This window comes from Ktedonobacter sp. SOSP1-52, from assembly GCF_016587395.1.
Map to the genome: position 1 here is coordinate 2,881,428 of NZ_BNJH01000001.1, position 22,907 is coordinate 2,904,334.

Below are 22,907 nucleotides of genomic sequence, written 5' to 3' on the forward strand. Positions count from 1 at the left end.
TGATGGAGTTTCTATGTAATCTTCTCAATGACAGGAGGACGACGGTCCCGCTGTAGAAAGCCAGCTATATGTATGTCACAGACAGATCCAATCCGCAAAATTATCCATATAGATCTTGATGCCTTTTACGCACAGGTAGAGCAGCGCGACAACCCAACACTTCAGGGCAAACCTGTCGTCGTAGGAGGCGATCCGCATGGCCGTGGTGTAGTCGCGACGGCTAGCTATGAAGCGAGAAAGTTTGGCGTATACTCTGCCCAGCCCTGCAGGGTGGCTCTGTGTCTCTGCCCGGATGCCGTCTTCCTGCGGCCCCGCTTTCCTATCTACAGGGAGATTTCCGGCAGAATTCAGACCATCTATAGGCGATGCACTCCCCTGGTCGAGCCTCTCGCACTCGATGAGGCGTATCTCGATGTGACTGTTATCGCACGCAGTAGCTCTGCGACCCAGATCGCGATCGCGCTGAAGAGAGAGATTTTCGAGAAGACTGGGCTCACGGCGTCAGCTGGTATTTCTTACAACAAGTTCTTGGCGAAAGTGCCCAGCGGCCATCATAAGCCGGATGGACGTACCGTGGTCACCCCGAAGCTCGCGGCGAGCTTTATTGATGCCTTACCAATCGGGAAAATCTTTGGCGTCAGCGAAGTTACCGAGGCGAAGCTGAGGGAACTCGGGATAGGCATGGGAAGAGACCTCAAATCACTCAGCCAGGAGCGCTTACGGGAACTTTTTGGGAAGCGGGGAGCTGTACTCTACTCATTTGCCAGGGGAGTGGACGAGAGACGATGCCATAACGAATGTTGTGTACGAGAGAAGAACCAGTGAATCAATGACGCAATCGCCTCAGAGCGAGCGGACGACATGGCCTCGAAAATCTCTCTTGGTTGGATGAACCCATGAGAAAACGCCAATGGCAGCCTTCAGCAGACACAAAAAGGCCCTCTTCTCCCTCCTCGGCAGCAGTAAGCAACCAAGCCGTGATTGGTGCGATCTCCTTGCGTCCTAGCTCACTGTCACCTTGTGGAAACGAATAGCTTGCATCACTGCCCAGACCAGACGCACACAACTGGTTTCGGTGGTAAAGGCGTCAATCTGATCAGTTCTCTGGCGCACATTGCTAAAGAAGCCTTCAATGGCGTTGGTGCTCTGGATATGCCGATGCATCCCAACGGGAAAGTCATAAAAGGTCAAGAGATGCTCCTCATCCTCACACAAACTGCGCACCGCTTGAGGATAACGCTGGGCATATTTGGCTTTGAAGGCGGCAAGATTGGCGAGCGCATCCTCCTTTTTCTCTTGCTTCCAGATTCCCACGAGGTCGGCTTGCACCTGCTCGCGCTCTCGACGAGGAATGGCACTGAGAACGTTGCGTTGCTTGTGGACCAGGCAGCGTTGACGTGGGGTCGCCGTAAAAAGCTCACCAAGCGCCCCCAGGAGCCCTTCATGCCCATCGGTGACAAAGAGGTCCACTTGTGTTGCTCCACAGCTGCGCATGTCTTGCAAGATGCCCAGCCACCCCTCGCGGCTTTCTTCAGCGCAGGCCTGCAAGGCAAGCACCTCCTTGTTGCCCTCCAGGTCGACCCCCAAAATCGTCAAAATGATGCTCGCATCGCACTGGGAGCCATGGCGAATGCTGAAGTGAATGCCGTCGAGGTACACGATGCGATAGTGCGTTTGCAAAGGACGTGTGCGCCAGCTCTCGAATTGTTCACTCAAGCTCTCATTCAAGCGGCTCACACTGCTGGCGCTGGGGGCGACCCCCAGGAGCGTATTGGCGACCTTGCCAATTTTGTGGGTGCTGCTTCCGCTGACAAACATTTCGGTTAAGGCTTCTGCCACCTGAGGCTCGTAGCGGCTGTAGCGCTCGAAGGCCTGCGTATGGAATTGGCCCTCTCGATCTCGCGGGACGTTGAGATCTTCAATGCGACCGCTTGTGGTCACCAGGTCGCGGGTGTAGGAGCCATTGCGATAGCCTCGACGCTGGCTCGTGCTTTCTCCCCACTCTGCACCTAAGAACAGGCTGAGTTCTTCTTGCATGATTTCTTCCATCACCACGCGGGTCGCTCCACGGATGAGCTCGCGTAGATGCTGATGAAAGCTTTCCTGGCTGGGGACATCTGCTGGGGAAATGCTCACCCTTGTCGTTGGTGACTCTGGTGTGTTATGGTGTTTCTTGTGCACAGGCATAGGCTTTTTCTCCTTGTCCTGTCAAAGCAGGACAGTGTAAAAAAACATTCTTCTATGCCTGTTGTATCACCTTTTCTCTCCTTGCTGCGATGGTCTCCCCTTTACACAACATTCGTTATGGCATCCGAGAGACCTGTTGAGGTTGAACGAGAGAGAAAGTCCGTTGGCAAAGAGACGACGTTTGAATGCGATAGAGTAGACCGGGAGAAGCTTTTCCCTGCCCACGCTCTCGCGCTTCTGTTGCGCTTCACGGAAGGACACGAATGTGCTCTTGAAACACAACAACCTCATCTCTCTTGTATTATCGCAGAGTCTCTCACCAAACCTGGGCATGAGCCATGTTTCAGGGCAAAAGCTGCTCACACTTTTCAGATCATTTACCAACAATGGCTGAAAGCGATTGAGCAAAGCACGCGCGAAAAGGACCTAGAGTGTGCGCGCGCGGAGGAGGAATACGAGTATGTTGAGGCGTGGGAGGTAGAGGATGAGGAGGAAGATGGTAGCGAGACTGATTCGCCCCTTGCTGAAGGGCAGCGCCCTGCCTGAGCAATACTCATTCTCCTCGCCAGATATCTATATATTGACTTACTACCATCACGCGCTTTCCATCGGGCGACCAGATAAGGTTTCCATTGGTTCCGCTATTGCCAAACAGGCCACGTCCAGCATACTGTGTTATCGGCTTACCGCTCAAGGCATCCAGCACAAAGAGTGTGCTGCTCGTTGACGAAAAGCCCGCGCCATGTTTGACAGCATCAACGAGTGCTACGCGGCGGCCATCTGGTGACCATACAAGTGAGCCCAACATTCCTTGTAACTTGTATGTGGTTATCCTGTTACCTGTCTCCACGTTATAGATATCAGTTCCTAGCGTGAGGAACCTTCCATCTGGGGACCAGGACATACTTCGCGTCCAGTATAACGATGGTTTGAATGTTTGCAATCTCTTTCCTGTGAGAGCGCTCCAGATTTCACAGCCTGCCTCCGCGCCCTTTTCTAATCCAATAGCAAGCGTTGCGTTATCAGGTGCCCAGGAGATATTAAGTATCTGGACAGCAGCATAAGCATTGTCCGGACGTAGAGTGTTTATTCTTTCACCTGTAGTGGCATTCCAGATCTCTATTGTTTGATAGAATTTCTCTTTGGAAGTATCCTGAGTATTACAGTTGATCGCAAGTGTTTCCTTATCGGGTGCCCAGAAGATATTGAGTACCTGAACAGTAGCGTCTGGATGCCCTGTACCGAGCGTTACAGTTTGGCTGTTCCCTGTAGCGATATCCCAGATCTCTAGCATATTATGATTGGAAGGATGGGACGTCGCTACGTAACGCGAGTTTAATGCCCATCTTTGTGTTAGAGGGAGGGAGGTTCCAGATTCATTTATAGGCGTCATGATGGGTTTCATTACGGGAATGCTACGCACCCGTTGTCCTGTTCCTGCATCCCACACCTGTACCATCTCAACAATGTGACTTGCGTCAGCCAGGATCATATTGTGATCCCACCCAACAAAAGACAGCACATGCTTGCTATCTTCAGACCAGACCACATCCAGTGGGAATATTCCCTGGACAGGATGCTCTATCTTACAGGTTTGCAGCGTCTTTCCTGTCGCTGCATTCCATATCTGTACTGTGCCTCCATCCAGCCAGCCGGATGAAGCAACCCGTGTGCCATCCGGTGACCACGCGGCATCGCTGGTTGTATTGGAATGTCCCGAATAGGTGAGAATATGGGGATCGATAGACATTCTATGCGCTTGAAATGCTGCTATTGCTCCTACTGGCAGCGCCGTAATGGCAGCAATCGTCCAAATAATTGCTCGTCGCGATATTCTCCCTGGTCGTGCCTGCTGCTGGACGGGTGGGGTCGGAGACTGAGTATAGAGAGGGAAGCCACACCGATGGCAGTACTCTCCATTCTGATTATTTTCGGCACCACACCTGCTACAGTGCATTTGAAGTGATGACATGTCTCGTTCTCCTGGTATGATTTGGGATTGTTATTATAAATACGTCAGTACACATTGAAAACTTTCGTCCTGGTACCACCTAATTTAACCTCGTTTTAGTATGAGAAACAGTAAAGGCATCCTGGTTGAATCTCCCATAAAAGCTCTCCCCCAAAATGCATAAGACAATGCCATCTCCTCGCGTGCAACCGGCGCTCAGGCTGGGCGTATGATATACAGGCTTGGGAAAAACACACCGCGAAAACTATATAGCGTATTGGAGGTTTATAATGACCCTAATGCAAGATTACGAAACCTTTTCGGAAAGGGTTAAATGTGGTTCATATGCACACCCATAATAGGCACAGACACGACTGGCCAATTGACGGGCTGAAAGCAGGCCATCGAGTTCGATCACGTTACGCTTGCCATGGACCCACTTTGGTTCAATCGGATTGAGCCAGGGGCTTTGAGTTGGCAGCAGAAACGGCAAAATCCGCACGCCTTCCTGCGATTGCTTGACCATGAGGTTGTGTTCTCGGATCCAGGTACGCACCATCTTGCTCACATGCCAGGAAGCGTTGTCCCAGATAAGGAGCCAATGGCGTTTGCCTTGTGTCGCCAGGTGCTGGCAACACCAGTCCAGAAATTGGATGGTGATATCGCTGACTGGTCGTCCTGTGACAAAACGCAGCCACATCTGCTCTCGAACCGGCTCCTCAGCAGGTCCTTGTTGCCAGAGAACGCCATAGCAAGCCAATGCCTTTGGGTCGGGGTCATTCTTTTGCCAGGACTGCTCGACCAAACGGACGAGATGCTCGTGATCCTGCCAGGCGTGAAGACGTGGAAGCGCAAACCGGCTCCACCACACTTCGTCGAGGAAGCCAATGGCCCAATCAGGCTTGAGGCTTGCGTAGGCAATCAATCGCTGTCGAGCGTTTTTTTTAGCTGATACTTTTGATCGGGGCTGCTCATCCAGTGCTTGGCGCGTTTCCAATTGGTTCCCAAGCGTTTGAGCGCACGGCACACACTCGTGACGCTGGTCGCAGTCGGAATGATCCCTTGCTCGAAGCTGACCTTTGCGACCAGAGGCAAGCTCCACAGGCTGCGGTTGAGTCCAAAGTCGCGAGGGCTGCGATGCAAGAGGTCTTGTAAACGTTCTAACGCTTCGTCGGGAATGCTTGTGCGAAGGTGATGTGGGCGACAGGACTCGCGTTTGAGCACGGCAAGTCCGCGCTCGTTGAAGCCCTTGATCACATTGCGAACGGTCTGGTCGTCGCAGCCGAGTTGTTTGGCAATGACGGTTGCATGCTCGTGACGAGCACTTGCTAAGAGAATCTGGCAGCGACGCAACACAAAGGCTGAGGAAGAGCGTAATCCTGCCTGGATCTCGTTTTGTTCGTTTTCGGTCAGTGATCGGATGAAGATGGGTGCGTTCATACCTATTCATATCGGCTCACTTCCCTACTTTCTTTCGTTTTATTGCACTAAGAATTCAGACAAAATTTGTTGGGCTTGGAAGAGAAACACAGACACATGCAAAAGCAGAAACGGAAGCAGTACACATCGGAATTTAAGGCCGCGATCGTCAAAGAGATCTTAAGAGAAGAAAAAACCGTCAGTCAATTATGGGGTCATCGCATCAGTTTGTGAAAACTGTACGCTAAGCCATCCGCAAGTTAGTAACAAACTGAAAAACGGTACACGAACGTCCCCACTCGTCGGAGAACGCTTGTTGCAGAAAGTTGATACTACGCCGAGTTGTTCACCAGAACAACGAGTATTTTCGTCTCAAACGAGCAGTAGCCTAGCCAGTTTTGACCGAAAACTCCTTACCGTACACATTTCACTTTTAGATGCGCTGACCCCTATATGGAGGAGATTATTAAGTTACGACTTTCCTCTGATGGAACTGGAACTTCACTCACCCTTGGAAAAACGAATTTTCGCTATCTCGATGACGACCCAGAGCGAGCCAGAGATTGGCATTACTTGTTTGATCGTGTGCCTCGTGCTGAGGATGTAGGAAAGCGAGGTGGAAGGCGAAATGGACGGCTTTCGAGTATCCGTGTAGGTACTGCGCTTCAAGAAGTGCTACGCATTGCTGCCAGGATCAATCCGGATGGCTTCTTTCAACAAGAGACGTACAGTAGCATCTGCCGACATCAACGACGAAAGGGGCAATACTGTCACTACTTTGCGACTCAAGAGGGAATCACGATGTGTCCCTGCTGTGGGTCAACGCTCTCTGGGAAGCGCGGTGCGCGGTGTGGTCACATTCTCAAAGAGGACTTCATCTGTGATGGCGAGGCTTCGCCAGGAGACGCATTCTGTCCTAAATATGAGACGCCACTGGCAAAGTTCTTGCCTATTACGACGCATGTCTTTCGTCACAACAGTGTGAGCCGAGCGCATCGCGCTGGGATTCCAGTGGCACAGAATATGCAACTCCATGGTCACAAAACTCTGCCGATGCACCTCCGTTACCTCCATCTCCTGCTGGAAGATACAACGAATGAAGTACGACAAATCTTTGCAGAAAAGCGGCTGCGAGATGTCAGCCAGACGCTTGGGTCCACTTCGGGACAAATCGTTGAAGGTGGTCCCACCCTCATCTGAGCCTCCTGCTCTTCTTTCAAAAAGAAGATTCCCAGATAGCGGTTTTGCGGACCCGCATGGTCGCCATCTTTTTTCTCTCCCGCCGGCGCGCGGAGTCCCTCATTTGAAAGTCGATGCTCACCTTCTCTTTTTCCGTGTGCTTGTGTTCTTATAGTCGTGAAAGAGTGTGATGCCAGGGTGCGTGAAGGCCCTGGCATCTTGGTAAGGAGTTTGGGTATGGCGAATGGAGACCAGAGCAACGAGCAGCAGGTCCAGACGATGATGCGCCAGCAGTGGAAGGCGATCCTGGCCTGCCAGGATGAGAAGAAGGCGTTTCGCCTCACGATTGCGGTGCACCTGAAGGGCTCGGAGATCAAGCCAGAGGAGTGCGTCCCTGAGTGTATTGTTTTCCGACCTCGACTCTTGTGAGAGTACTTAAGATCGTGAAAGCAAGTAATCTGTGAATGTATTGACTGCTCGCTTGCTAAAAGCAAACAAACAGTGTAATTTCGCTTACTTGTTTGCTTCAATCAAGCAAGCAATCAGCAAAAGAGAGCCTGCTCGTTTGCTCGATTCCCTTCCTTTTCGTCATGTATACTCCAGGATAGGTGATCGTTTCCTCTGCCCTCCACTTCTGAGAAAGGCAATGCTATGGAAGTCGAATATGTTGGAAAGCGTGCTCACCTCTTCCACCTGCTACAGCAGCATCCTGAGTGGACCCTCCAACAGTATGCTGATGCGGTCGGCTGCTCTCAGAGCATGGTGTGTATTTGGCGACAGCGGTTTCGAGAGGCCAAAGCCCAGAGAACGCTTGATGCTTCCATCTTCTTTTCCCGCTCTCGTGCTCCTCATCATCACCCGCCTCGCATTGACACCGAGGTCAAAGAGCGGGTGCTTTCGATCCGCCAGTCTCCCCCGGAGCCGTTCCAGCGCACGCCTGGGCCATTGGCCATCCTGTATTATCTGCAACGAGATGCGCGCCTTGCAGACAAAAGCAGTCCGCTTGCCTCGTTCGACACGCACCATCTGGCGTATCCTGGATGCTGCGGGAGCTATTGAGCGCGATCCTCCCCGTCAGCGCTCTCCGCGTCTGCCAAGAGCTCACGCGGGAAGAAGTGCAACTCGACTTTAAAGATGTTTCCACCGTTCCTGCCGATCTGCATGATCCTGATGCCCGCGCGACAGCATGTGATCGAAGCCTGCAATGCGGGTCGACGCAGGCACCTCCATCTTGCTTGACGCACAGGTCCATGAAGACTTCCACGCAGAAACGGCGTTCCAAGCGGTTGTCTCCTTCTTGCGTCGCTATGGGTGTCCCAGCATCTTGACCTTTGGCCGCGATCCCCGTTGGGTGGGCAGTGCAACGGCGCGCGATTTTCCCTCCGCCCTGTGCCAATTTCTCTTGTGTGTCGGCGTACAGCCCAACGTCTTGCCTCCCCGCCATCCAGAACTCAACTGCTATGTGGAGCGCTATCATCGGACCTACAAGGAAGAATGTCTGTTCGTGCATCGTCCTGGGACGCTCGAAGAGGTTCGCAGCCTCACCGAGGCCTTTGAGCATTTCTACAACACCCAGCGCCCTCATCAGGGCACAGTTGTCGCAATCGTCCTCCCAGCCAGGCGCATCCTGTTTTGCCCACCTTACCCGCGCTTCCAGCCGTCGTCGACCCGGATGCCTGGTTGCAAGCAGTCCACGGGCGGACCTACGCGCGACGCGTCAAATCAGACGGCCGCGTGAGCGTTGATGGGGCCGACTATTACATCAAGCAAGCACTGGCTGGGCAGTTAATCACCTTGAATGTCAATGCGGCTTCGCGTTGCTTCGAAGTCCTGCAGCATGAGAGCATCATCACGCAACTTCCTATCAAAGGGCTGCAAGGCCAACGGATGCCACTGGATGACTACATTGCCTTGATGGAAGAGCGTGCCCGTTCAGAGGAACGACAACGCTTGATGAACTTGCGACGGCGATACCTCCAAGCTCGATAATCTGTGTAGTTGCTTGCGGGAGTTGCTTCGTCGAGGGTGATGCTGTCCGCTTTTCTGCTTGCTCGCTTCCTCTCCATCGCTTGCTCGCTTGATTTTCTCCCTCCCTGGTTGACCTTTTCCTCGTTTTTCGCGCTCATGCTCTTGTGCCTATACGTTTGCTTTTTACTTGAATGCTTGTTTTTTGCAATCTCAAGTACTCTTGCGAGAGTCGAGGTCGGAAAACAATACACCTATCGTTCCCGGCTTGCCGGGCACGAGTACACAATTACCCTCTTCTTTCGAGAAGGGGTGGTTGTGTGAGCACCTCCCGTTTGAGCAGGTTGAAGAGTGCCTGAGCATCCTGGGGACGATGCTGGACGACTGGACCTTCCAATCCGAGCCTCTGTGGCTTCCATCGAGGAGTGATGATGGGTTGTGTCTCGCTTTTTTGGAATTGATCAAGGCGTACGAGGGCTACAAGGTGTTTGTGCACCTTGGCCTCAACTATGTCAAGAGCAGTTCGAGCCGATCGCCGATGTATTTTTTGTCCCTGTTTACGCGTAGGCGATGGAGTATCATGTGACTCACAGCATTAAGTGGCCAGTCTGTAAATACCTTTACGTGAACATAACGTTAAACGCCCTTGGGAAGCTTCCTCACCTATGAACTACCAGTGAGTGCATACGTTTAAACGTTGACGAACGTTAGACGCTTTCATATGGACTGGTGGTTTCTATCTCGATCAGCTTGCGGCGGGCACGTACGTAACGTTAAACGTTAATGGTTAAAACGCCTCGGCCAAGATATGCCGTTTTTGGAAATTCCTGCAACAGGTTTTCAGATACAAGCAATTTTGCCAGGATTGTGCTTACTTATTTGCAAGAATGTACTGAAGACGCAACGTTTCATGAATCCCATGTGATTGTGCTTCTTGAGCCAACTGGTCGAATACTTCTGTTTTAAATTGCGCTAAGACTAATGGCTCCATATGCTCCAGCGCATACCTTGGCCCATGCGTCCATCTGGCATTCCACCACTCTTGCGCATCAGCATAGACAAAGTCTGCTTGCTCCTGGAGTATCTCGGTATCAATAAAACCAGCATGGGTGAGATTGCCAGGAAGATCTGAATAATTGCTCCCTTTCCCTCCACCGGCACGCAAAGGGAACTGATAGCGCTGGTGATAGGCTGTGATGCGTTCACCAAACCAGTGCGAAAGCGCATCGAGATCTTGTGCTACCGTCACTCCCATTTTTCCACCTGGACGCAGCACGCGGAAAAATTCAGACAATGCCTGCTCTAGATGAGGAAAAAGGAAAATTGCAAACCCACAGAGAACATAATCAAAGGAAGCGTCAGGAAACATCAAATGTTCAGCGTCCATTGAGAGCATAGTGACATGAGATAAATTCCGTCGCTTGATCTCTGCCGTTGTTTCCTGAACCATTCTTGGCGCCAAGTCGATCCCCACCACCTGCCCGTGGGGTCCCACGGCTTCCACTGCTGGAAAGAGATTGGCACCTCTTCCAGCTCCAACATCCAGCACTCGTGTGCCTTTCGCCATTGCGATCCGTTCTACAAGGCGCTGTCCTGCGTACGCGAAGATGTTGGGTCCAATCTGACCGTAGGTCGAAGCAACGCGATGATACAGATCTGCAATCTGTTCTTTTTGCGTTTGACTGTTGCTCATCGAGAGTTCCTTTCACCTTTGATGTTTTGCCCTGACATGTCGCGCTCTTCAACCTCGTAACAGACCTCTCTGAGAAGCGCTCGTACTTTGGGATCACGCAAAATAGCTGGTTGGGTGAGAAATCGACCAATATGTTTCTGCGTAAGCGCTACTTTCTTAGCCTGAAGAAGCAGCGCAATTTGCCTGATCTCCTCGCGATAGCCTTGCAGCCGTTTTTCTCGAAGCTTTTGACGATACACTATGGAACGCTCAGCAATCGCGTGGCAAGCAACCTGATTGATCTTGTACAAGGTCGTCGGCTGATAACCGAGCCGCTGGCCTACCTCTTGCAATGAGGGAGGAGGCTCTTCTGTACTGGCAGCGGCTGTTTCAAGCAGGTGGCAGATCCGCTCCCTGTTGAACAGGTTAGAAGTGTCTCGGAAACTGTTGAGCGGCCCAGGGGCGCAAAAAACGCAATTGCCGGTTGATAAACGGATCATCCAACGGTTCTGCTAGATCATCTGAGGCCGTTGCGGGAAAGATGCCCAAACTCCAAAAAATGCGCGCCACAAACAGTAACGGTTCGGCTTCCAGGTCAGCAGGAGACAACGGCCTCGTAGCTGTGTATCCTCTGAGATAGGTCCTCCAAAGGGGGGTTCCCTGTTCACGTTTGCGGGCATTCTGTCATTTGACTGAATTATTGGCGGCTTTGCCAGATAATCTGCCGACGGTTTTAGCGCCTGCAAGCAGACAGGCAGTGCCGCATAACTTGGCAGTACATCGATGGAGAAGAAAATCATGCATCGCACCTGTTCTCTCCTAAAGCATTTCTCATCATCGCGCCAAATTACCTGGCAAAGAATTAGGTCGGTCTAGGAGCGGCTTCACCGGGACGATGCGCCATTTTATGTGACAAAGTTGACGCATTTCCTGGCGCTTTCTTTCCTGAAATGCTCCGCATCAAGGATCACAGGAAAGTTGAGCAGAAGCGCCGCCATTTTATGTGGCAGATCTGATTTTGAGGCATTCGTCCTCTCCAGCCTGCTCATGTCGCTTCGACGCCAGGATATCTGGCGCTAAAACGCCAAGAATTAAGTCAAATCACACATTCATCCGAAACGTCGCCAGGTCATATGCTCGCCATCCCAACTGGACTTGGCCCGCTTTCGTAGAGTGCCCAAAGATGAGAGCTGGGCAAGAGGAATTTCGTAAAAACGTAGATGAAATTCATAGAAGGAGATGGTAAGGAGAAATATGTTACGTAACGTAGATCTTTCTTCTATAAAGAAGAAAGATAGCATCTCTCTCTTTGTCAATTTACTCGCTTTACTCTCGTTTACCTCCTTCTTCAAAGATAAGTGGACTGACATATCCTAACACTGAATGAAGCCGCTTTCTATTGTAAAATTGCTCAATGTAGAGAAAATGTCTTGCCGAGCCTCAAGGCGGGTCGTGTAGAACTGACGATCGACGCATTCGGTTTTGAGCGTGGCAAAAAATGACTCGGCGAAGGCGTTATCGTAACAATCACCTTTGCGACTCATACTGGCTAGCATTCCGTACTGCTGCAACTGTAACTGATAGCAGATACTCGCATATTGCGATCTGCGATCTGAATGATGAATAAGACCAGGAACTGACTTGCGCCAGGCTACGGCCATCTGGAGAGCAGCCAGGACGAGTTCGTCATTGCGCTCATGGCTCATGGACCAGCCTACCACGCGGCGCGAATACACATCAAGCACCGTGGCCAGATACAACTATCCTTCTCGCGTGCCGACGTACGTAAAGTCACTGACCCAGACGCTATCTGGTGCCTCAGCGGTAAACTTTCTTTTGAGAAGATTGGGCGCAATGGGAAGCTGATGCTGGCTGTTCGTTGTTTGCACGCGGGAGCGCCAAACGACGGCGCTGATTCCATGTAGGCGCATCAAGCGAGCGACGCGCTTTCTTCCACACTGAATGCCCTTGTCTCGTAAAGCGACATGAATGCGTGGGCTCCCATAGACGGATCGATGATCGTGAAAAACCTGTTCAATCTCGTACAGCAGTTGCTCATTGGCCCTGGCTCGCTGACTTTTTTCACGTTTAAGCCAGGCATAATAACCGCTTTCTGAGACAGAAAAGGCAGCACACATCCGTTTGATCGGATAGTCCTGCTGATGCTCAAAAATGCATTGGTACTTCATCAAGGGTGTTGCGCAAAGATATGCACTGTTTTTTTCTAGGATCGTAAACTCATCATAGAGAGCCGCTCCTCCAGTGCAGCCAAGTAGGCGAGAGGGTCTTTGCGAAAACGAAGCTGTTTGCAACGAGCCTCTTGACGAGCGGAAACCTCGGACCGCAATTGCCGCCAGCGGGCCAAATCGTAGGGAACGAGCTCCTCGTTGCTGAAAAGATGGAGGCGAGTGGCCAATGCTGTGGTCACGCGAACCGGCCCGCGTACCACCAGCCCAGGAATGGCTCCTCGCCGTCCTGTCGCTCGTCGCTCACTGGCTCGCACTTTACCAAACGCCTGCTCCAGATCATTGTTCGTTTTTGGCAGATCCGCGATCTGATAACAGAAGAAGAGATGAGGGGCATAACTGTGAGTCACCTTGAGGAAATGCAAGAGGGCCGAGCGTCCAGTTTCTGCCTGCTCAGCGTGCGTTCGCATCCGTGTAAGAGCGTCCTCAAAGCGTTTGAGGACCTCATCTGCTTTGCACTGCTCCTGGTTGCTCAAGACCGCAGCACTTTCCAAGAGCAGTGCAAAGAGTGGGCGCACCACCGCAAAGAGTTCCTTGGTCGCCTGCAATCCTTTACACAAGAGACGCTTCAATCGTTCAAGCTCTCTGGGAAGCCCCTTTTTTCTTCCACCTGATCAAGTGAGTCAGTGATGGCCTGAAGCCGCTGCTGTAAACGGAGCCCAGAAGCCGACAATGGTGGCAACCCATCGTCGGTCAAACTGGCTCGGACAGCCAGGCAATACTCGTGAATCACCTCCGCTTCTGCATCGGTTCTCACGCGCGACAGTTCGTTCGATGGGACGGACCCCTCGCACCTGCTTTTTCAACTCCTTTTTCGCATGTCGATCCGCTTCGTAGATCTGCTTGCCAGCTTCACGCAAGTAGTGAAAGTGACAGAGTTGGTGAGGAACTTGAGGAAAGACACTGGCGACGGCGCGGCGAATGGAAAGCTGTCCATCTGAGATCACGCCCTGGATCGGGACGCAGAGCAACGCTCTTGCTTCGCTGAGCAGTCCAGCCAGATCGTCTTGCGTGGAACTCAAGAGGGCACGAGCCAGCACGATCTCACCTGAGAGGACTTCCCGGATCACCCAAAGCACCTCGTGGCCCACATCAGGTTGCAATCCATCAATGGCGAGGATCACGCGTCCTTGTGAGGAGAAACGTTCCTGGAGGCGCTGCCGACAGGAGAGATGCAACGTCACCAATTCCTCGTAGCGGTGCATGAGATGTTCCACGGTTTGTTCACACACTCGCATCCCTCGTTCCTGCAAGATCCGTTGCATCTGTGGTGCTGAGCGCTGCTCTCGGTAGCGCAATCGACCGACGTACGCAATCAAGTCCAGGCCACTTTCCCCATGCGGTAAGGCCCATCGGCCCTCCTCCTCTGGTCGATACGGCTGCTTGTAGGATTGGCAGGTTGGATTGGGACAGCGACGAACGACCAGGCGTCATTGGACCAGCCCCTTCATCGTCAAGATCTTGCGATGTGCGTGGTAGGCAACTGGCATCCATGTGCCACATGACCGGCAATGCTCCTCTTGCGGCTCTAAACGAACACGCTCCTCGGCCTGGGGACGGGCGACTCTTCTTCCTCTCATTGTCTGTTTTCTCCTCATTCACCTCTTTCTCTCCAGTTTACTCATCCCTCCAAGGCCTGTTTACGACTCTAGTTTTTTCTAGGATGGCAAGCCTATCTTGACGGGAGGGGGATACTGAGGGAAGAAGAACGGCAGATCAGAAAGGGAGCGGTTCCATGACGGAAGCGGACCACGCCGAGACGTATGAGCAACGAGTTCAGGCGATTCAACAGGCGAACCAACCGATCCTGGATGGGTTTGAGACCTGGTTGAGGCAATCTGGGCTGAGCGAACCAACCATCAAAGAGCATGTCGACAACATGCACTTGTTCTCTCGCTATTTACTCTTGTATGCCTATTCCCTGCGCCGGCTTGATGAAGCAACCGAGGGGAATGTCTATGACTTTTTAGAGGATTGGTTCCCGCGCAAAGCGCTGTGGGCTTCCGTGACGAGCATGAAAGTGTACCTGGCCTCGTTCAAGAAATTCTTCAAGTGGATGGGGGAAAGTGGCCTCGTGTCTCCCGAAATTGTTGAGGATGTGCGCTCAACGCTCAAAGACGACCGCACCTTCTTCCTCAGAAAGGTGTCTGGAAATCCCGTAACCGAGGAGCAAGAAGATGGCTAGACGAGACGCTCGTCCCCCAGCAGAACGAGAAGTGCGCCTCACCCCGAAGCGCCTCCACTGTGTGAACTGCGAACAGCGGCTTTGGGTCGCCTACCACGCCCAGCGCACGCTGATGACCTTTCGAGGGTTGGTCCGCCTCACGTTGGTGGTGCGGCGCTGCCGCAACCAGGCGTGTGACTTGTATCATCTGCCTTATCGCGCAGAAGAAGAAGGAGCTTGGGCGCTGCCCCACGGGGAATTTGGCTTAGATATCATCACGGTGGTCGGTCAGTTGCGCTATGGGGAACATCGCTCGATCCCAGAGATCCATCAGCGCCTGGTCCAGCAGGGAGTACGTATCGGCCAGCGGACCGTCACTGATCTACTCGAACGCTACGAGGAGTTAGTGGCACTGCATCTGGCGGATGAGGAGCGGATCAAGACCCGGCTGAAGCAGCAAGGCCAGGTCCTGCTGGCCATTGATGGGATGCAGCCAGACGTTGGTCACGAAGTGCTTTGGATCATCCGCGATTGTTTGTCCGGCGAAGTGTTGTTGGCCCGGACCTTACTCAGCAGTACGCGAGGAGATCTCGCCACTCTCCTGGATGAGGTCAAGGAAGCCGTGCCTGTGCCTATCAGTGGGGTGATTTCTGATGGGCAGCAGACTATCCGCCAGGCAGTGCAGCGCAGCTTGCCTGAAGTGCCCCATCAACTTTGTCACTATCACTATTTGGATGAAGCGGCAGATCCGATCTTCGAGGCGGACCGGCATGCCAAGACCGAACTGAAAAAACTGGTACGTGGGGTTCGGCCCATTGAGCGCTCGCTGGAGAATGGGGAGGAGGAACAAGCCGACGCGATGCGGAGCTACTGTTTAGCGGTGCGCAGCGCGCTCACTGATGATGGCCGTCCCCCATTATGCGCCTCCGGCCTCAAATTGCATGATCGCCTCACCCAGATCTCCGACTCACTGGCGCGGGTTGAGGCAAAAAGGGGGGTCTTCATCCGGCTTTGGACGAACTCCACCGCCTCCTCACACGCGCTTTGAAGAAAACTGAGGCGGTGTGGCCAGCACTCGAGCAAGCCTATGCGTTGGTCCACCAGGCGGCACATGTGCTGACCAATCACGAAAACGAAAGTGGTCAGGCAGTGCGTGAGCGCTACACAAAGGTACTGGATACCATGCGCGAGCAGCAAGCCTCCTTGGGAACGCTCGGTGAGGCCATTGACACGTTCGTGAAGGTGACCGAGAGCTACTGGCCCGGCTTGTTCCACTGTTATGACGTGGCTGATCTGCCTCGGACCAACAATGAACTGGAACACTGCTTTGGTTCGGTGCGCTACGGGGAACGGCGCGCCTCAGGACGGCGGGGAGCCATTGCTGCGCTGGTGGTGCGCGGGCCGGTACGCGTGCTCACGGCTTTGGCCTTACGACGACAGTGTTTTTTACCACGGGCCTTAGTGTTCTCTGATCCAGAGGCGTGGTACAGTATGCGTGAGCAGCTCACCTTTCGGCACGAAGCACGTCGCAAACAGTTGCGCTTCCGCAAGAATCCCGCTGCCTACCTTGCGGCGTTGGAGGAGATCCTTCTCAAGACAGGCTTGCCATCCTAGGTTTTTTTCGCTGAACGGAAAACTCCACTGGAGCAACTGAGCTTCGAGAACAGCCAGATAAGCAGCAGGATCGCGGCGAAAACGAAACTGTTGTCTGCGAGACTCTTCGCGCAGCTGCAATTGGAGATGTAAGGCTCTCCAGCGCTGATAATCTCTGGGCTGAAGTTCCTCTGCGGAGAAGACCTGTTGTGGGGTGACAACGGCGGCCATCACGCGGACAGACCCCCGAACTACAACCCCCGGAATGGCTCCCCGGCGGCCTGTAGCCTGTCGCTCATGAACCTGCGCGACTCCAAAACAATGCTCCAGCTCATTGTTGGTGCGAGGCAATCCTGGCACATCATAGTAATGGAACAAGCCTACTGCAAAGTTGTCGGTGATAGGACAAAAATGCTCGAAAGCGGCCTCAAGTGGCCCCAAGGTGCTGATTTCGGCGTGCATCTGGGCCAGGAGGGCGAAATATCTTTCACGAACGGACTGACCAGCATCTTGCTCAGGATTGGCCAGGATCTCTTTGGCCTGATGCACAAAGCGATAAGCACGCTCAAGTGGCGGTCAGAGGCTCGCTGTGGCCTGTAATCCTTTGGAAAGGAATTGCTGGAGATGCTTTAGGGATGGCGGCAATCTTTTTTTTCCTGCACGCGGGCTATGAAGTCACTCACCTGGCTGATCCGATCATGCAGTCTCAGACCTGAAGCCTGCAGAGGAGAGCGCCCATCATCGGTCAAGGAGGCTCGAACGGCCAGGCAATACCCTCGGATGGCTTCATTTTCAGGGGTCTGGTGCCCTTCTAAAGCACGCTCAATAGGGCGCACCCCTCGCAGATGCTTTTTCAATTGGGGTTTGGCATGTCGATCGGCTTCGTAGAAGGGATCAATGGTATCTTTGAGAGAGTGAAACTGACAGAGTTGATGCGGGACTCCAGTAAAAACAAAAGCTACGGCACTCCCAATGGTTTCTTCGCCATCAGAGAGCACTCCATGAACGGGGATGTGAAAGGCTTCCACTTGGTGTTTGACCTCGGTGAGCAACGTAGTTAAATCGCCCTGGGTACTACTGAGTAAGGGACGGGCCAGCAGAATCTCTTCGGAAAGACAGTCACGCACGACCCAGAGCACTTCATGACCCACGTCAGGCTGCAAGCCATCCAGGGCCAGGATAACATACCCTTGCTGTTGTAATCGCGCTTTGATGCGCTCCTGATCGGTGATCCGCAAGGTTACTAGTTCTTCATAGCGCTGCATCAAATGGGTCACCGTCCGTTCGGTGATACTGACCCCGCGCGAGAGGAGGGCACGATGCATTTCTGGTCCGCTGCGATGCTCACGAAAGCGCCATTGGCCAACCAAAGCAATCACATCCAAACCAAATTCGCCATGAGGCAAGGCCCACCTTCCCTCTTCCTCTGGCCGATAGGGCCGCTTGTAGGCTGGACAGGAGGGCTGATGACAGCGTCGGACAATCAGTGTCAGGTTCCCCACCCCATCGAGTCGGCTCACTTTCCGAGGGGCATGGTAATCGGCCCACAAGGGCTGGCCGCATTGCTCGCAAGACATTCTCAACGGGATCAGGGTCTTCTGTTGGGTGCCTTCAGGTCGCTTGGTTCTTCCTCGCATGATCCTCCTCCTCTTCGGTTTTCATGCTCGCTTTTCTTTTCAACCTGTAGACGTTCTCAAGCCTAGTTTTCCGTTCAGCCGAAAAAAAAAACGAGCAAGAAAAGCGTGTGATTGTTTTTGTCGATGAATCAGGTTTTTATCTCCTGCCGATGGTTGTAAAGACCTATGCCCCTCGGGGGCGGACTCCAGTATTACGGGCCAAGTTGACCCGTGATCATCTTTCTGCCATAGGGGGTATCACTCAAGAAGGGCGGATCTTCATGCAAATGCAAGAGCGATCCTCTACAGCAGAGGACGTCGTCAGTTTTTTGCAGGTACTGCTCCGCAAGATCCCGGGCAAGCTGCTCGTTATTTGGGATGGCTTGCCCATCCACCGAGCGAAAGTGATCAAAACCTTTCTCTCCAGCCCGATGGGCAAACGAGTTCACCTGGAGCGATTGCCGGGCTATGCCCCTGAACTCAATCCACAGGAACAGGTGTGAAACCTGCTCAAACGCCGTGAACTCAAGAATCTCTGTTGTCAGGATCTCGCGCAACTGAGTCAAGAGCTTGTGCGTGCCAAAGAGCGCCTTCGTCACCGACGCGGCATCCTTCAACGTTGTTTTTCTCATACGCTTGGTGCGGTTTAGTTGTTTCTGACGAGGTCAATAAGGAAAATTGTAGAGATTATAGGCGAGAAAATCAGGGAAAAGTGGTGAAGCCTCCCTGGTTTCAAGGGGCGTTTTCTACAAAATCATCTGCAAGTGGGGCGTGCATGGTGAAAGCGCAACAACAGATTTTTTTAAGTTGACAATACCGAGATTTCCTAACCAGGGGAGCACACAACCTTCTACTTCTGAGAATGCTCAAACCAATCACCAATTAGAGATAGAATCCCTGTAAGTAATCCAAGCACTCGAGCATACCAATGTCTCTCCTACTCAGAGATTGGATGAGCAAAAAGATCCCCTCTATCCGTTTCGATTGAATAATGCGCCAGAAGTGCACGAAGAAACTCAAGATGAGATGGACAGCGAACCCACCTTTGTCTATGGGAATCCTTTTGAGGGCCCTCTTCCAAATGTCTTTGATCATGACTTAGACCTGAAACAAATGCTTTTTACACAAATGAAGCAAGAAGAATCAAAAAGTAGTAAAACGTCAGCTGGAAATAAGAAACTTGCCGAAGATGATAGAGAATGATTCACTTTTAACTTATGGCATTGATTTTTTGTGTGAAGCTGTTGGATGGGGGCGGCGTGATGAAGAGATGACCGTAAGAGGGCTTACCAATGCCGTATTTTATCTCCTGCGCCATGACAAGGTCATTGGTTGTGGACGGGTTATTGGAGATGGAGGACTGTATTTTTATCTTCAAGACATCTTTGTGCTCCCAGCCCTTTTCCCTGAAGGGCTGGGGAAACGACTGACGAGAGCGGTTATGGCTTACCTGGGAAAGCACCAGAAGCGTTCATTGGCTGATGGCGGCCAATAACGTGAGCGCCTTTTATACACTATTCGGTTTTGTGGTGCGCCCATTTGAACGGCCTGGAATGTTTCTTTCTAGGGAAGAGCTGCAGCCACCCACCACCTCACAAAAGTGAGTATATTGCCCTCTCCTCGTAGACGTTAACCCATCTTTGTGGCCACGAGAAGAGAGTGGTGGTAATCGCAGCTAAAAGCTTGCTTTCAAGATCTACAAGATAGACGCCTGTATTTTGGCGAAAGCGAAATTGCACACGGTTTGATAATTGTTCGCTTCTTGTTCATCTCGCAGGTAACTTGACTCTATTTTCTTAAATATGTTAATATATGAATGAAAGTCATTCATATATTAAGGACGTATCTATGAGAGCAGCCAAACCAAAGCACCCATTGAAGTCGAAACGGGATGCCATTCTTAGAGCGGCGCGTGAGCTTTTCGCGCACAAGGGCTACGACGAAACCACCGTTCCAGAAATTGCTCAGGCGGCCGGGGTTGCTGTTGGAACGGTGTATCTCTATTTTCGTAATAAATATGAGATACTTACCAGCGTCTCGATTGACCTTGAAGCAACGCTCGCTCAAGTCTATCAAGACCCATCGTTCCTTCGCTTACCTTTCGAGGAAATACCGTGTGCTATGATTGATGCACTTTTTCAAGTTGGTCGTCAGAAGAAAGAGTATATGGCTCTCCTCCACGCGAATGTGCCCTCTTCTGAGGAGATTGCGCCTCAGCAAAAGCCTGACACCACGCAACAGCTAACCCAATCGATTGAGAAGGTGTTACGCGAGGGTGTTGCTTCGGGACATCTCCCCCCCTGTGATACTGAGATGTATGCGCGATTACTTCATCTTTTGGGGCAAGCTGTGCTACATCAGTGCTTCGCTGTTGAGCATGGAGAGCATGAAGAGCGTTATCGACAAACGATGATTGATATGGTTGAGCGGCTCTTTCGAACTTCTTCCTGGCCCGCGAAAGGAGCGGGGGAAGCAGAAGGCACACTCTCGTAGCCTTCGACTTTTTACGAATTCCTCTGGCAGCGTTCATTTTTCTATTATAGTGAATGAATTTCATTCACAAGAAAGGATGAATCCCTATGCGAAGACGGCCTGACTTCCGTCTTTCTCAATTGCATCAGAGCGTGTCTGATTCGAGGGCATCGACCTCATTGTTTCGTCACATTGGGCGTTTTGCCATTCGCTATCGGTGGGCAATACTTCTTGGGAGTGTGCTCTTTGCACTGATAGCAGGGGTAGGAAGTGGGGGTCTTGCCAGCAGATTGGACAGTGGAGGGTTTGAGGTTCCTGGTTCAGAATCAGTGCTGGCCAATACCATGTTACAAGAACAGTTCCAGGTGGGGGACTATAATATGGTTCTCCTGGTTACAGCCAAGCACGCAACAGTTGATGCACCTCAGATCATACAGGCGGGAAGCGCTTTAACCAGTGAGCTTGCTCAACAAGCCGGGGTAATCAGTGCAACCTCCTACTGGACGGATGAGAAGACCCCAACGCTGCGTAGTCGTGATGGAACCCAGGCGCTCGTCTTAGCGCGGATAGGCGGCAATACCACCCAGGCACGGAATCGAATTGGCGAACTCATACCATTCTTTACCAGAGAGAATGCTGATATGAGTGTGCAAGTAGGGGGAGATGATGCGGTCTTATACCAATCTGGCACACAGAGCCAACAGGATATCACACGTGCTGAACTCTTCAGCTTCCCAATCTTGCTTGTGCTCCTTTTCCTGGTGTTCCGTAGTCCTATTGCTGCCGCATTACCATTGACGGTGGGTGGACTCGCTATTGTAGGAACCCTTTTCGTCCTCAGAGGCATCGTTTCTTTTACCCAGGTTTCAAATTTTTCGATCAATCTCGTCACCTCCCTGGGACTTGGTATTGGGGTGGATTATAGTCTCTTTATTGTCTCGCGATTCCGCGAAGAAATGCGCCAAGGAAGAGAGGTTGACGACGCCATTCTACGCACAGTAGAGACTGCGGGACGAATGATCGCTTTTAGCGCTCTCACCTTTGGCGTGGCACTGTTAGCTCTCTGTATCTCTCCTAATTTCTTTTTACGGTCTTTTATGTATGCAGGCCTCTCAGTTATTGTGGTGGGATCTGTCTGCACACTCCTCACATTGCCTGCCTTGCTCGCTGTTTTGGGGTCCAATATTAACCGTTGGAGCATTGGACAGGCAAGAATGGTCTCCACCGGAGACGGTTTCTGGCATCGAACGGCCCTATTTGTGATGCGGCGTCCAGTTCTGATAAGTATTCTGGTCGTAACCATATTACTTGTTCTTGGTCTCCCTGTTCTACGCATCAACTTTGGCATAGTGGATGATCGCATTCTTCCTTCCAGTGCATCGAGTCGCCAAGTACAAGAACACATGCGATCTCATTTTCTTGCTGATGAACCACACGCTCTTCGTGTGGTGGCAGAAACGGATATATCACTCTCTCATCGGTCGGAGATTGAACACTACGCCCTCGCACTATCACGTCTTCCTGATGTGGTACAGGTAGATGCGCTGACCGGTTCCTATGCTCACGGACAACGGTTAACACTTCCACAAAGAAACGTTTCTGTGTGGGCAACTGAGCACAGGACATGGTTCTCTGTGGTACCAACTCAGGCACGCGTTGATAAAGATGCGTTCAACCTTGTACGCGAAGTGCGAGCGTTGTCTGCTCCCTTTCCTGTCAACGTTGGTGGACACATTGCCGTAGCCTTCGATTTGCAGACATCGGTACTGGGGCAGGCTCCTGTGGTAGGAGGACTCATTATTCTGGCAACACTTGTCATCCTCTTCTTGATGACAGGCAGTATTCTCTTACCTCTAAAAGCAACAGTGCTCAACATTTTGAGTCTTTCCGCAACCTTTGGCGCGCTCGTCTGGATATTCCAGGATGGTCATTTGGCCCAAATGCTTCAATTCACCGCGACGGGTTCTCTTGAAGTGAGAACGGTGATGCTGACATGTTGTATTGCCTTTGGTCTCTCAATGGACTACGAAGTGTTCATCATGGGACGCATAAAAGAGGAGTATGAGAAGACAGGAAATACTATTATATCGGTGGCGACGGGATTAGAACGGAGTGGGCCTCTCGTTACGGCGGCGGCGGCCCTTCTGGCGGTCGTTTTTATTGCCTTAGCAACCTCCGAGATTGTCCTTTTTAAGGCATTAGGATTGGGCCTGGCTGTAGCGATCCTCATGGATGCGACACTCATTCGAGCATTGCTAGTTCCTGCATGTATGCGTGTAATGGGTGAAGTGAACTGGTGGGCACCTGCCTGGCTACGACGTGTGCATCTGAAGATAGCTTTGAGTGAGAGTGAGATTAGAGATGATGGAGCAAGAAGTAGGTTGGAGGAGGAACCACACATTAAGGGTTAAGATCATAGTACATCAAAACTTGAAAAAGGGCG

23 protein-coding genes and 2 pseudogenes are annotated in these 22,907 nt (G+C 52.0%); 14 read left to right on the forward strand and 11 right to left on the reverse strand.

Translation table 11 applies throughout. From position 1 onward, the window contains the following. The first annotated feature begins 72 nt into the window (after positions 1-72). The gene (gene dinB, locus JMJ16_RS13830; RefSeq protein WP_201382097.1) at positions 73-825 is read left to right on the forward strand and encodes a DNA polymerase IV; all 753 of its coding nucleotides are present in this window, start codon (positions 73-75) and stop codon (positions 823-825) included. Positions 826-1,002: 177 nt separating this feature from the next. Here dinB and JMJ16_RS13835 read toward each other — a convergent pair whose 3' ends face one another. From JMJ16_RS13835 to JMJ16_RS13850, 4 genes are all read right to left on the reverse strand, one after another. Then, on the reverse strand, positions 1,003-2,187 hold the full coding sequence (locus JMJ16_RS13835) for an IS256 family transposase (RefSeq protein ID WP_201382099.1): 1,185 nt from the start codon (positions 2,185-2,187) through the stop codon (positions 1,003-1,005). Between the two features lie 553 nt (positions 2,188-2,740). Beyond that, positions 2,741-4,159 (reverse strand): PD40 domain-containing protein, encoded by a 1,419-nt coding sequence (locus JMJ16_RS13840; RefSeq protein ID WP_201382101.1) that lies wholly within the window; start codon positions 4,157-4,159, stop codon positions 2,741-2,743. Positions 4,160-4,445: 286 nt separating this feature from the next. Further along, the gene (locus JMJ16_RS13845; RefSeq protein WP_201382872.1) at positions 4,446-5,060 is read right to left on the reverse strand and encodes a transposase; all 615 of its coding nucleotides are present in this window, start codon (positions 5,058-5,060) and stop codon (positions 4,446-4,448) included. Further along, positions 5,060-5,578 (reverse strand): helix-turn-helix domain-containing protein, encoded by a 519-nt coding sequence (locus JMJ16_RS13850; RefSeq protein WP_201382103.1) that lies wholly within the window; start codon positions 5,576-5,578, stop codon positions 5,060-5,062. The genes JMJ16_RS13845 and JMJ16_RS13850 overlap by 1 nt, the downstream gene beginning before the upstream one ends. Before the next feature lie 432 nt (positions 5,579-6,010). Between JMJ16_RS13850 and JMJ16_RS13855 the strand changes: the two genes are divergently transcribed. From JMJ16_RS13855 to JMJ16_RS54235, 5 genes are all read left to right on the forward strand, one after another. Beyond that, on the forward strand, positions 6,011-6,757 hold the full coding sequence (locus JMJ16_RS13855) for a hypothetical protein (RefSeq protein WP_201382104.1): 747 nt from the start codon (positions 6,011-6,013) through the stop codon (positions 6,755-6,757). A 216-nt stretch (positions 6,758-6,973) separates the two neighbouring features. Next, positions 6,974-7,165, forward strand: a complete 192-nt coding sequence (locus JMJ16_RS13860) for a hypothetical protein (protein ID WP_201382105.1) — start codon at positions 6,974-6,976, stop codon at positions 7,163-7,165. Between the two features lie 222 nt (positions 7,166-7,387). Further along, on the forward strand, positions 7,388-7,795 hold the full coding sequence (locus tag JMJ16_RS13865; protein ID WP_201382106.1) for a helix-turn-helix domain-containing protein: 408 nt from the start codon (positions 7,388-7,390) through the stop codon (positions 7,793-7,795). A 145-nt stretch (positions 7,796-7,940) separates the two neighbouring features. Then, positions 7,941-8,474, forward strand: coding sequence for a transposase (locus JMJ16_RS54230; protein WP_236601475.1), 534 nt, complete (start codon positions 7,941-7,943; stop codon positions 8,472-8,474). Further along, positions 8,471-8,725 (forward strand): hypothetical protein, encoded by a 255-nt coding sequence (locus JMJ16_RS54235; RefSeq protein ID WP_236601476.1) that lies wholly within the window; start codon positions 8,471-8,473, stop codon positions 8,723-8,725. The genes JMJ16_RS54230 and JMJ16_RS54235 overlap by 4 nt, the downstream gene beginning before the upstream one ends. Positions 8,726-8,990: 265 nt before the next feature. On the opposite strand, the gene JMJ16_RS13875 is transcribed toward JMJ16_RS54235, so the two are convergent. Both JMJ16_RS13875 and JMJ16_RS13880 read right to left on the reverse strand, forming a co-directional pair. Then, positions 8,991-9,197: a hypothetical protein gene (locus JMJ16_RS13875; RefSeq protein WP_201382107.1), complete on the reverse strand. Its 207-nt coding sequence runs from the start codon at positions 9,195-9,197 to the stop codon at positions 8,991-8,993. Between the two features lie 375 nt (positions 9,198-9,572). Continuing rightward, entirely contained in the window at positions 9,573-10,394 is an 822-nt protein-coding gene (locus JMJ16_RS13880; RefSeq protein WP_201382108.1) for a methyltransferase domain-containing protein, read from the reverse strand. A gap of 131 nt (positions 10,395-10,525) precedes the next feature. Between JMJ16_RS13880 and JMJ16_RS13885 the strand changes: the two genes are divergently transcribed. Continuing rightward, positions 10,526-10,729, forward strand: a complete 204-nt coding sequence (locus tag JMJ16_RS13885) for a hypothetical protein (protein WP_201382109.1) — start codon at positions 10,526-10,528, stop codon at positions 10,727-10,729. A 1,017-nt stretch (positions 10,730-11,746) separates the two neighbouring features. On the opposite strand, the gene JMJ16_RS13890 is transcribed toward JMJ16_RS13885, so the two are convergent. The 4 genes and pseudogenes from JMJ16_RS13890 to JMJ16_RS54240 form a co-directional block, all read right to left on the reverse strand. Then, on the reverse strand, positions 11,747-12,133 hold the full coding sequence (locus tag JMJ16_RS13890; protein WP_201382110.1) for a DDE-type integrase/transposase/recombinase: 387 nt from the start codon (positions 12,131-12,133) through the stop codon (positions 11,747-11,749). Then, positions 12,134-12,562 carry an IS3 family transposase gene (locus tag JMJ16_RS13895; protein ID WP_236601477.1) on the reverse strand — a complete coding sequence of 143 codons (429 nt, stop codon included), beginning with the start codon at positions 12,560-12,562 and terminating at the stop codon, positions 12,134-12,136. 35 nt (positions 12,563-12,597) lie between these two features. Beyond that, positions 12,598-14,046 (reverse strand): annotated as a pseudogene (locus tag JMJ16_RS13900) (ISNCY family transposase). Positions 14,047-14,049: 3 nt separating this feature from the next. After that, on the reverse strand, positions 14,050-14,199 hold the full coding sequence (locus JMJ16_RS54240) for a hypothetical protein (protein ID WP_236601478.1): 150 nt from the start codon (positions 14,197-14,199) through the stop codon (positions 14,050-14,052). 155 nt (positions 14,200-14,354) lie between these two features. Between JMJ16_RS54240 and JMJ16_RS13905 the strand changes: the two genes are divergently transcribed. Continuing rightward, entirely contained in the window at positions 14,355-14,804 is a 450-nt protein-coding gene (locus JMJ16_RS13905; RefSeq protein ID WP_201377971.1) for a site-specific integrase, read from the forward strand. Between the two features lie 112 nt (positions 14,805-14,916). Further along, a protein-coding gene (locus JMJ16_RS13910; protein ID WP_201382693.1) for an ISNCY family transposase occupies positions 14,917-16,397 on the forward strand; the annotation gives its coding sequence in 2 pieces (ribosomal slippage) (positions 14,917-15,768 and positions 15,771-16,397; 1,479 coding nt in all). Positions 16,398-16,412: 15 nt separating this feature from the next. On the opposite strand, the pseudogene JMJ16_RS13915 reads toward JMJ16_RS13910, so the two are convergent. Further along, positions 16,413-17,953: pseudogene (locus JMJ16_RS13915) on the reverse strand (ISNCY family transposase); the annotation flags it as partial. Between the two features lie 209 nt (positions 17,954-18,162). On the opposite strand from JMJ16_RS13915, the gene JMJ16_RS54245 reads away from it, so the two are divergent. The 5 genes from JMJ16_RS54245 (at position 18,163) to JMJ16_RS13940 (ending at position 22,875) form a co-directional block, all read left to right on the forward strand. Continuing rightward, positions 18,163-18,495 (forward strand): transposase, encoded by a 333-nt coding sequence (locus tag JMJ16_RS54245; protein ID WP_236601573.1) that lies wholly within the window; start codon positions 18,163-18,165, stop codon positions 18,493-18,495. Between the two features lie 445 nt (positions 18,496-18,940). Continuing rightward, positions 18,941-19,195, forward strand: a complete 255-nt coding sequence (locus tag JMJ16_RS13925; RefSeq protein WP_201382112.1) for a hypothetical protein — start codon at positions 18,941-18,943, stop codon at positions 19,193-19,195. Next, entirely contained in the window at positions 19,182-19,487 is a 306-nt protein-coding gene (locus JMJ16_RS13930; protein WP_201382113.1) for a GNAT family N-acetyltransferase, read from the forward strand. The genes JMJ16_RS13925 and JMJ16_RS13930 overlap by 14 nt, the downstream gene beginning before the upstream one ends. A gap of 353 nt (positions 19,488-19,840) precedes the next feature. Continuing rightward, positions 19,841-20,485: a TetR/AcrR family transcriptional regulator gene (locus JMJ16_RS13935; RefSeq protein WP_201382114.1), complete on the forward strand. Its 645-nt coding sequence runs from the start codon at positions 19,841-19,843 to the stop codon at positions 20,483-20,485. 86 nt (positions 20,486-20,571) lie between these two features. Then, positions 20,572-22,875, forward strand: coding sequence for an MMPL family transporter (locus tag JMJ16_RS13940; protein WP_201382115.1), 2,304 nt, complete (start codon positions 20,572-20,574; stop codon positions 22,873-22,875). Positions 22,876-22,907 lie beyond the last annotated feature (32 nt).

What these genes read in the sequence shown, in the direction of transcription:
- dinB (WP_201382097.1), top strand. Translation starts at nt 73, where the DNA reads ATGTCACAGACAGATCCAATCCGCAAAATTATCCATATAGATCTTGAT.
- JMJ16_RS13835 (WP_201382099.1), bottom strand. Translation starts at nt 2,187, where the DNA reads ATGCCTGTGCACAAGAAACACCATAACACACCAGAGTCACCAACGACA.
- JMJ16_RS13840 (WP_201382101.1), bottom strand. Translation starts at nt 4,159, where the DNA reads ATGTCATCACTTCAAATGCACTGTAGCAGGTGTGGTGCCGAAAATAAT.
- JMJ16_RS13850 (WP_201382103.1), bottom strand. Translation starts at nt 5,578, where the DNA reads ATGAACGCACCCATCTTCATCCGATCACTGACCGAAAACGAACAAAAC.
- JMJ16_RS13855 (WP_201382104.1), top strand. Translation starts at nt 6,011, where the DNA reads ATGGAGGAGATTATTAAGTTACGACTTTCCTCTGATGGAACTGGAACT.
- JMJ16_RS13860 (WP_201382105.1), top strand. Translation starts at nt 6,974, where the DNA reads ATGGCGAATGGAGACCAGAGCAACGAGCAGCAGGTCCAGACGATGATG.
- JMJ16_RS13865 (WP_201382106.1), top strand. Translation starts at nt 7,388, where the DNA reads ATGGAAGTCGAATATGTTGGAAAGCGTGCTCACCTCTTCCACCTGCTA.
- JMJ16_RS54230 (WP_236601475.1), top strand. Translation starts at nt 7,941, where the DNA reads ATGCGGGTCGACGCAGGCACCTCCATCTTGCTTGACGCACAGGTCCAT.
- JMJ16_RS13880 (WP_201382108.1), bottom strand. Translation starts at nt 10,394, where the DNA reads ATGAGCAACAGTCAAACGCAAAAAGAACAGATTGCAGATCTGTATCAT.
- JMJ16_RS13885 (WP_201382109.1), top strand. Translation starts at nt 10,526, where the DNA reads ATGTTTCTGCGTAAGCGCTACTTTCTTAGCCTGAAGAAGCAGCGCAAT.
- JMJ16_RS13895 (WP_236601477.1), bottom strand. Translation starts at nt 12,562, where the DNA reads ATGAAGTACCAATGCATTTTTGAGCATCAGCAGGACTATCCGATCAAA.
- JMJ16_RS54240 (WP_236601478.1), bottom strand. Translation starts at nt 14,199, where the DNA reads ATGAGAGGAAGAAGAGTCGCCCGTCCCCAGGCCGAGGAGCGTGTTCGT.
- JMJ16_RS13905 (WP_201377971.1), top strand. Translation starts at nt 14,355, where the DNA reads ATGACGGAAGCGGACCACGCCGAGACGTATGAGCAACGAGTTCAGGCG.
- JMJ16_RS54245 (WP_236601573.1), top strand. Translation starts at nt 18,163, where the DNA reads ATGGTTGTAAAGACCTATGCCCCTCGGGGGCGGACTCCAGTATTACGG.
- JMJ16_RS13930 (WP_201382113.1), top strand. Translation starts at nt 19,182, where the DNA reads ATGATAGAGAATGATTCACTTTTAACTTATGGCATTGATTTTTTGTGT.
- JMJ16_RS13935 (WP_201382114.1), top strand. Translation starts at nt 19,841, where the DNA reads ATGAGAGCAGCCAAACCAAAGCACCCATTGAAGTCGAAACGGGATGCC.
- JMJ16_RS13940 (WP_201382115.1), top strand. Translation starts at nt 20,572, where the DNA reads ATGCGAAGACGGCCTGACTTCCGTCTTTCTCAATTGCATCAGAGCGTG.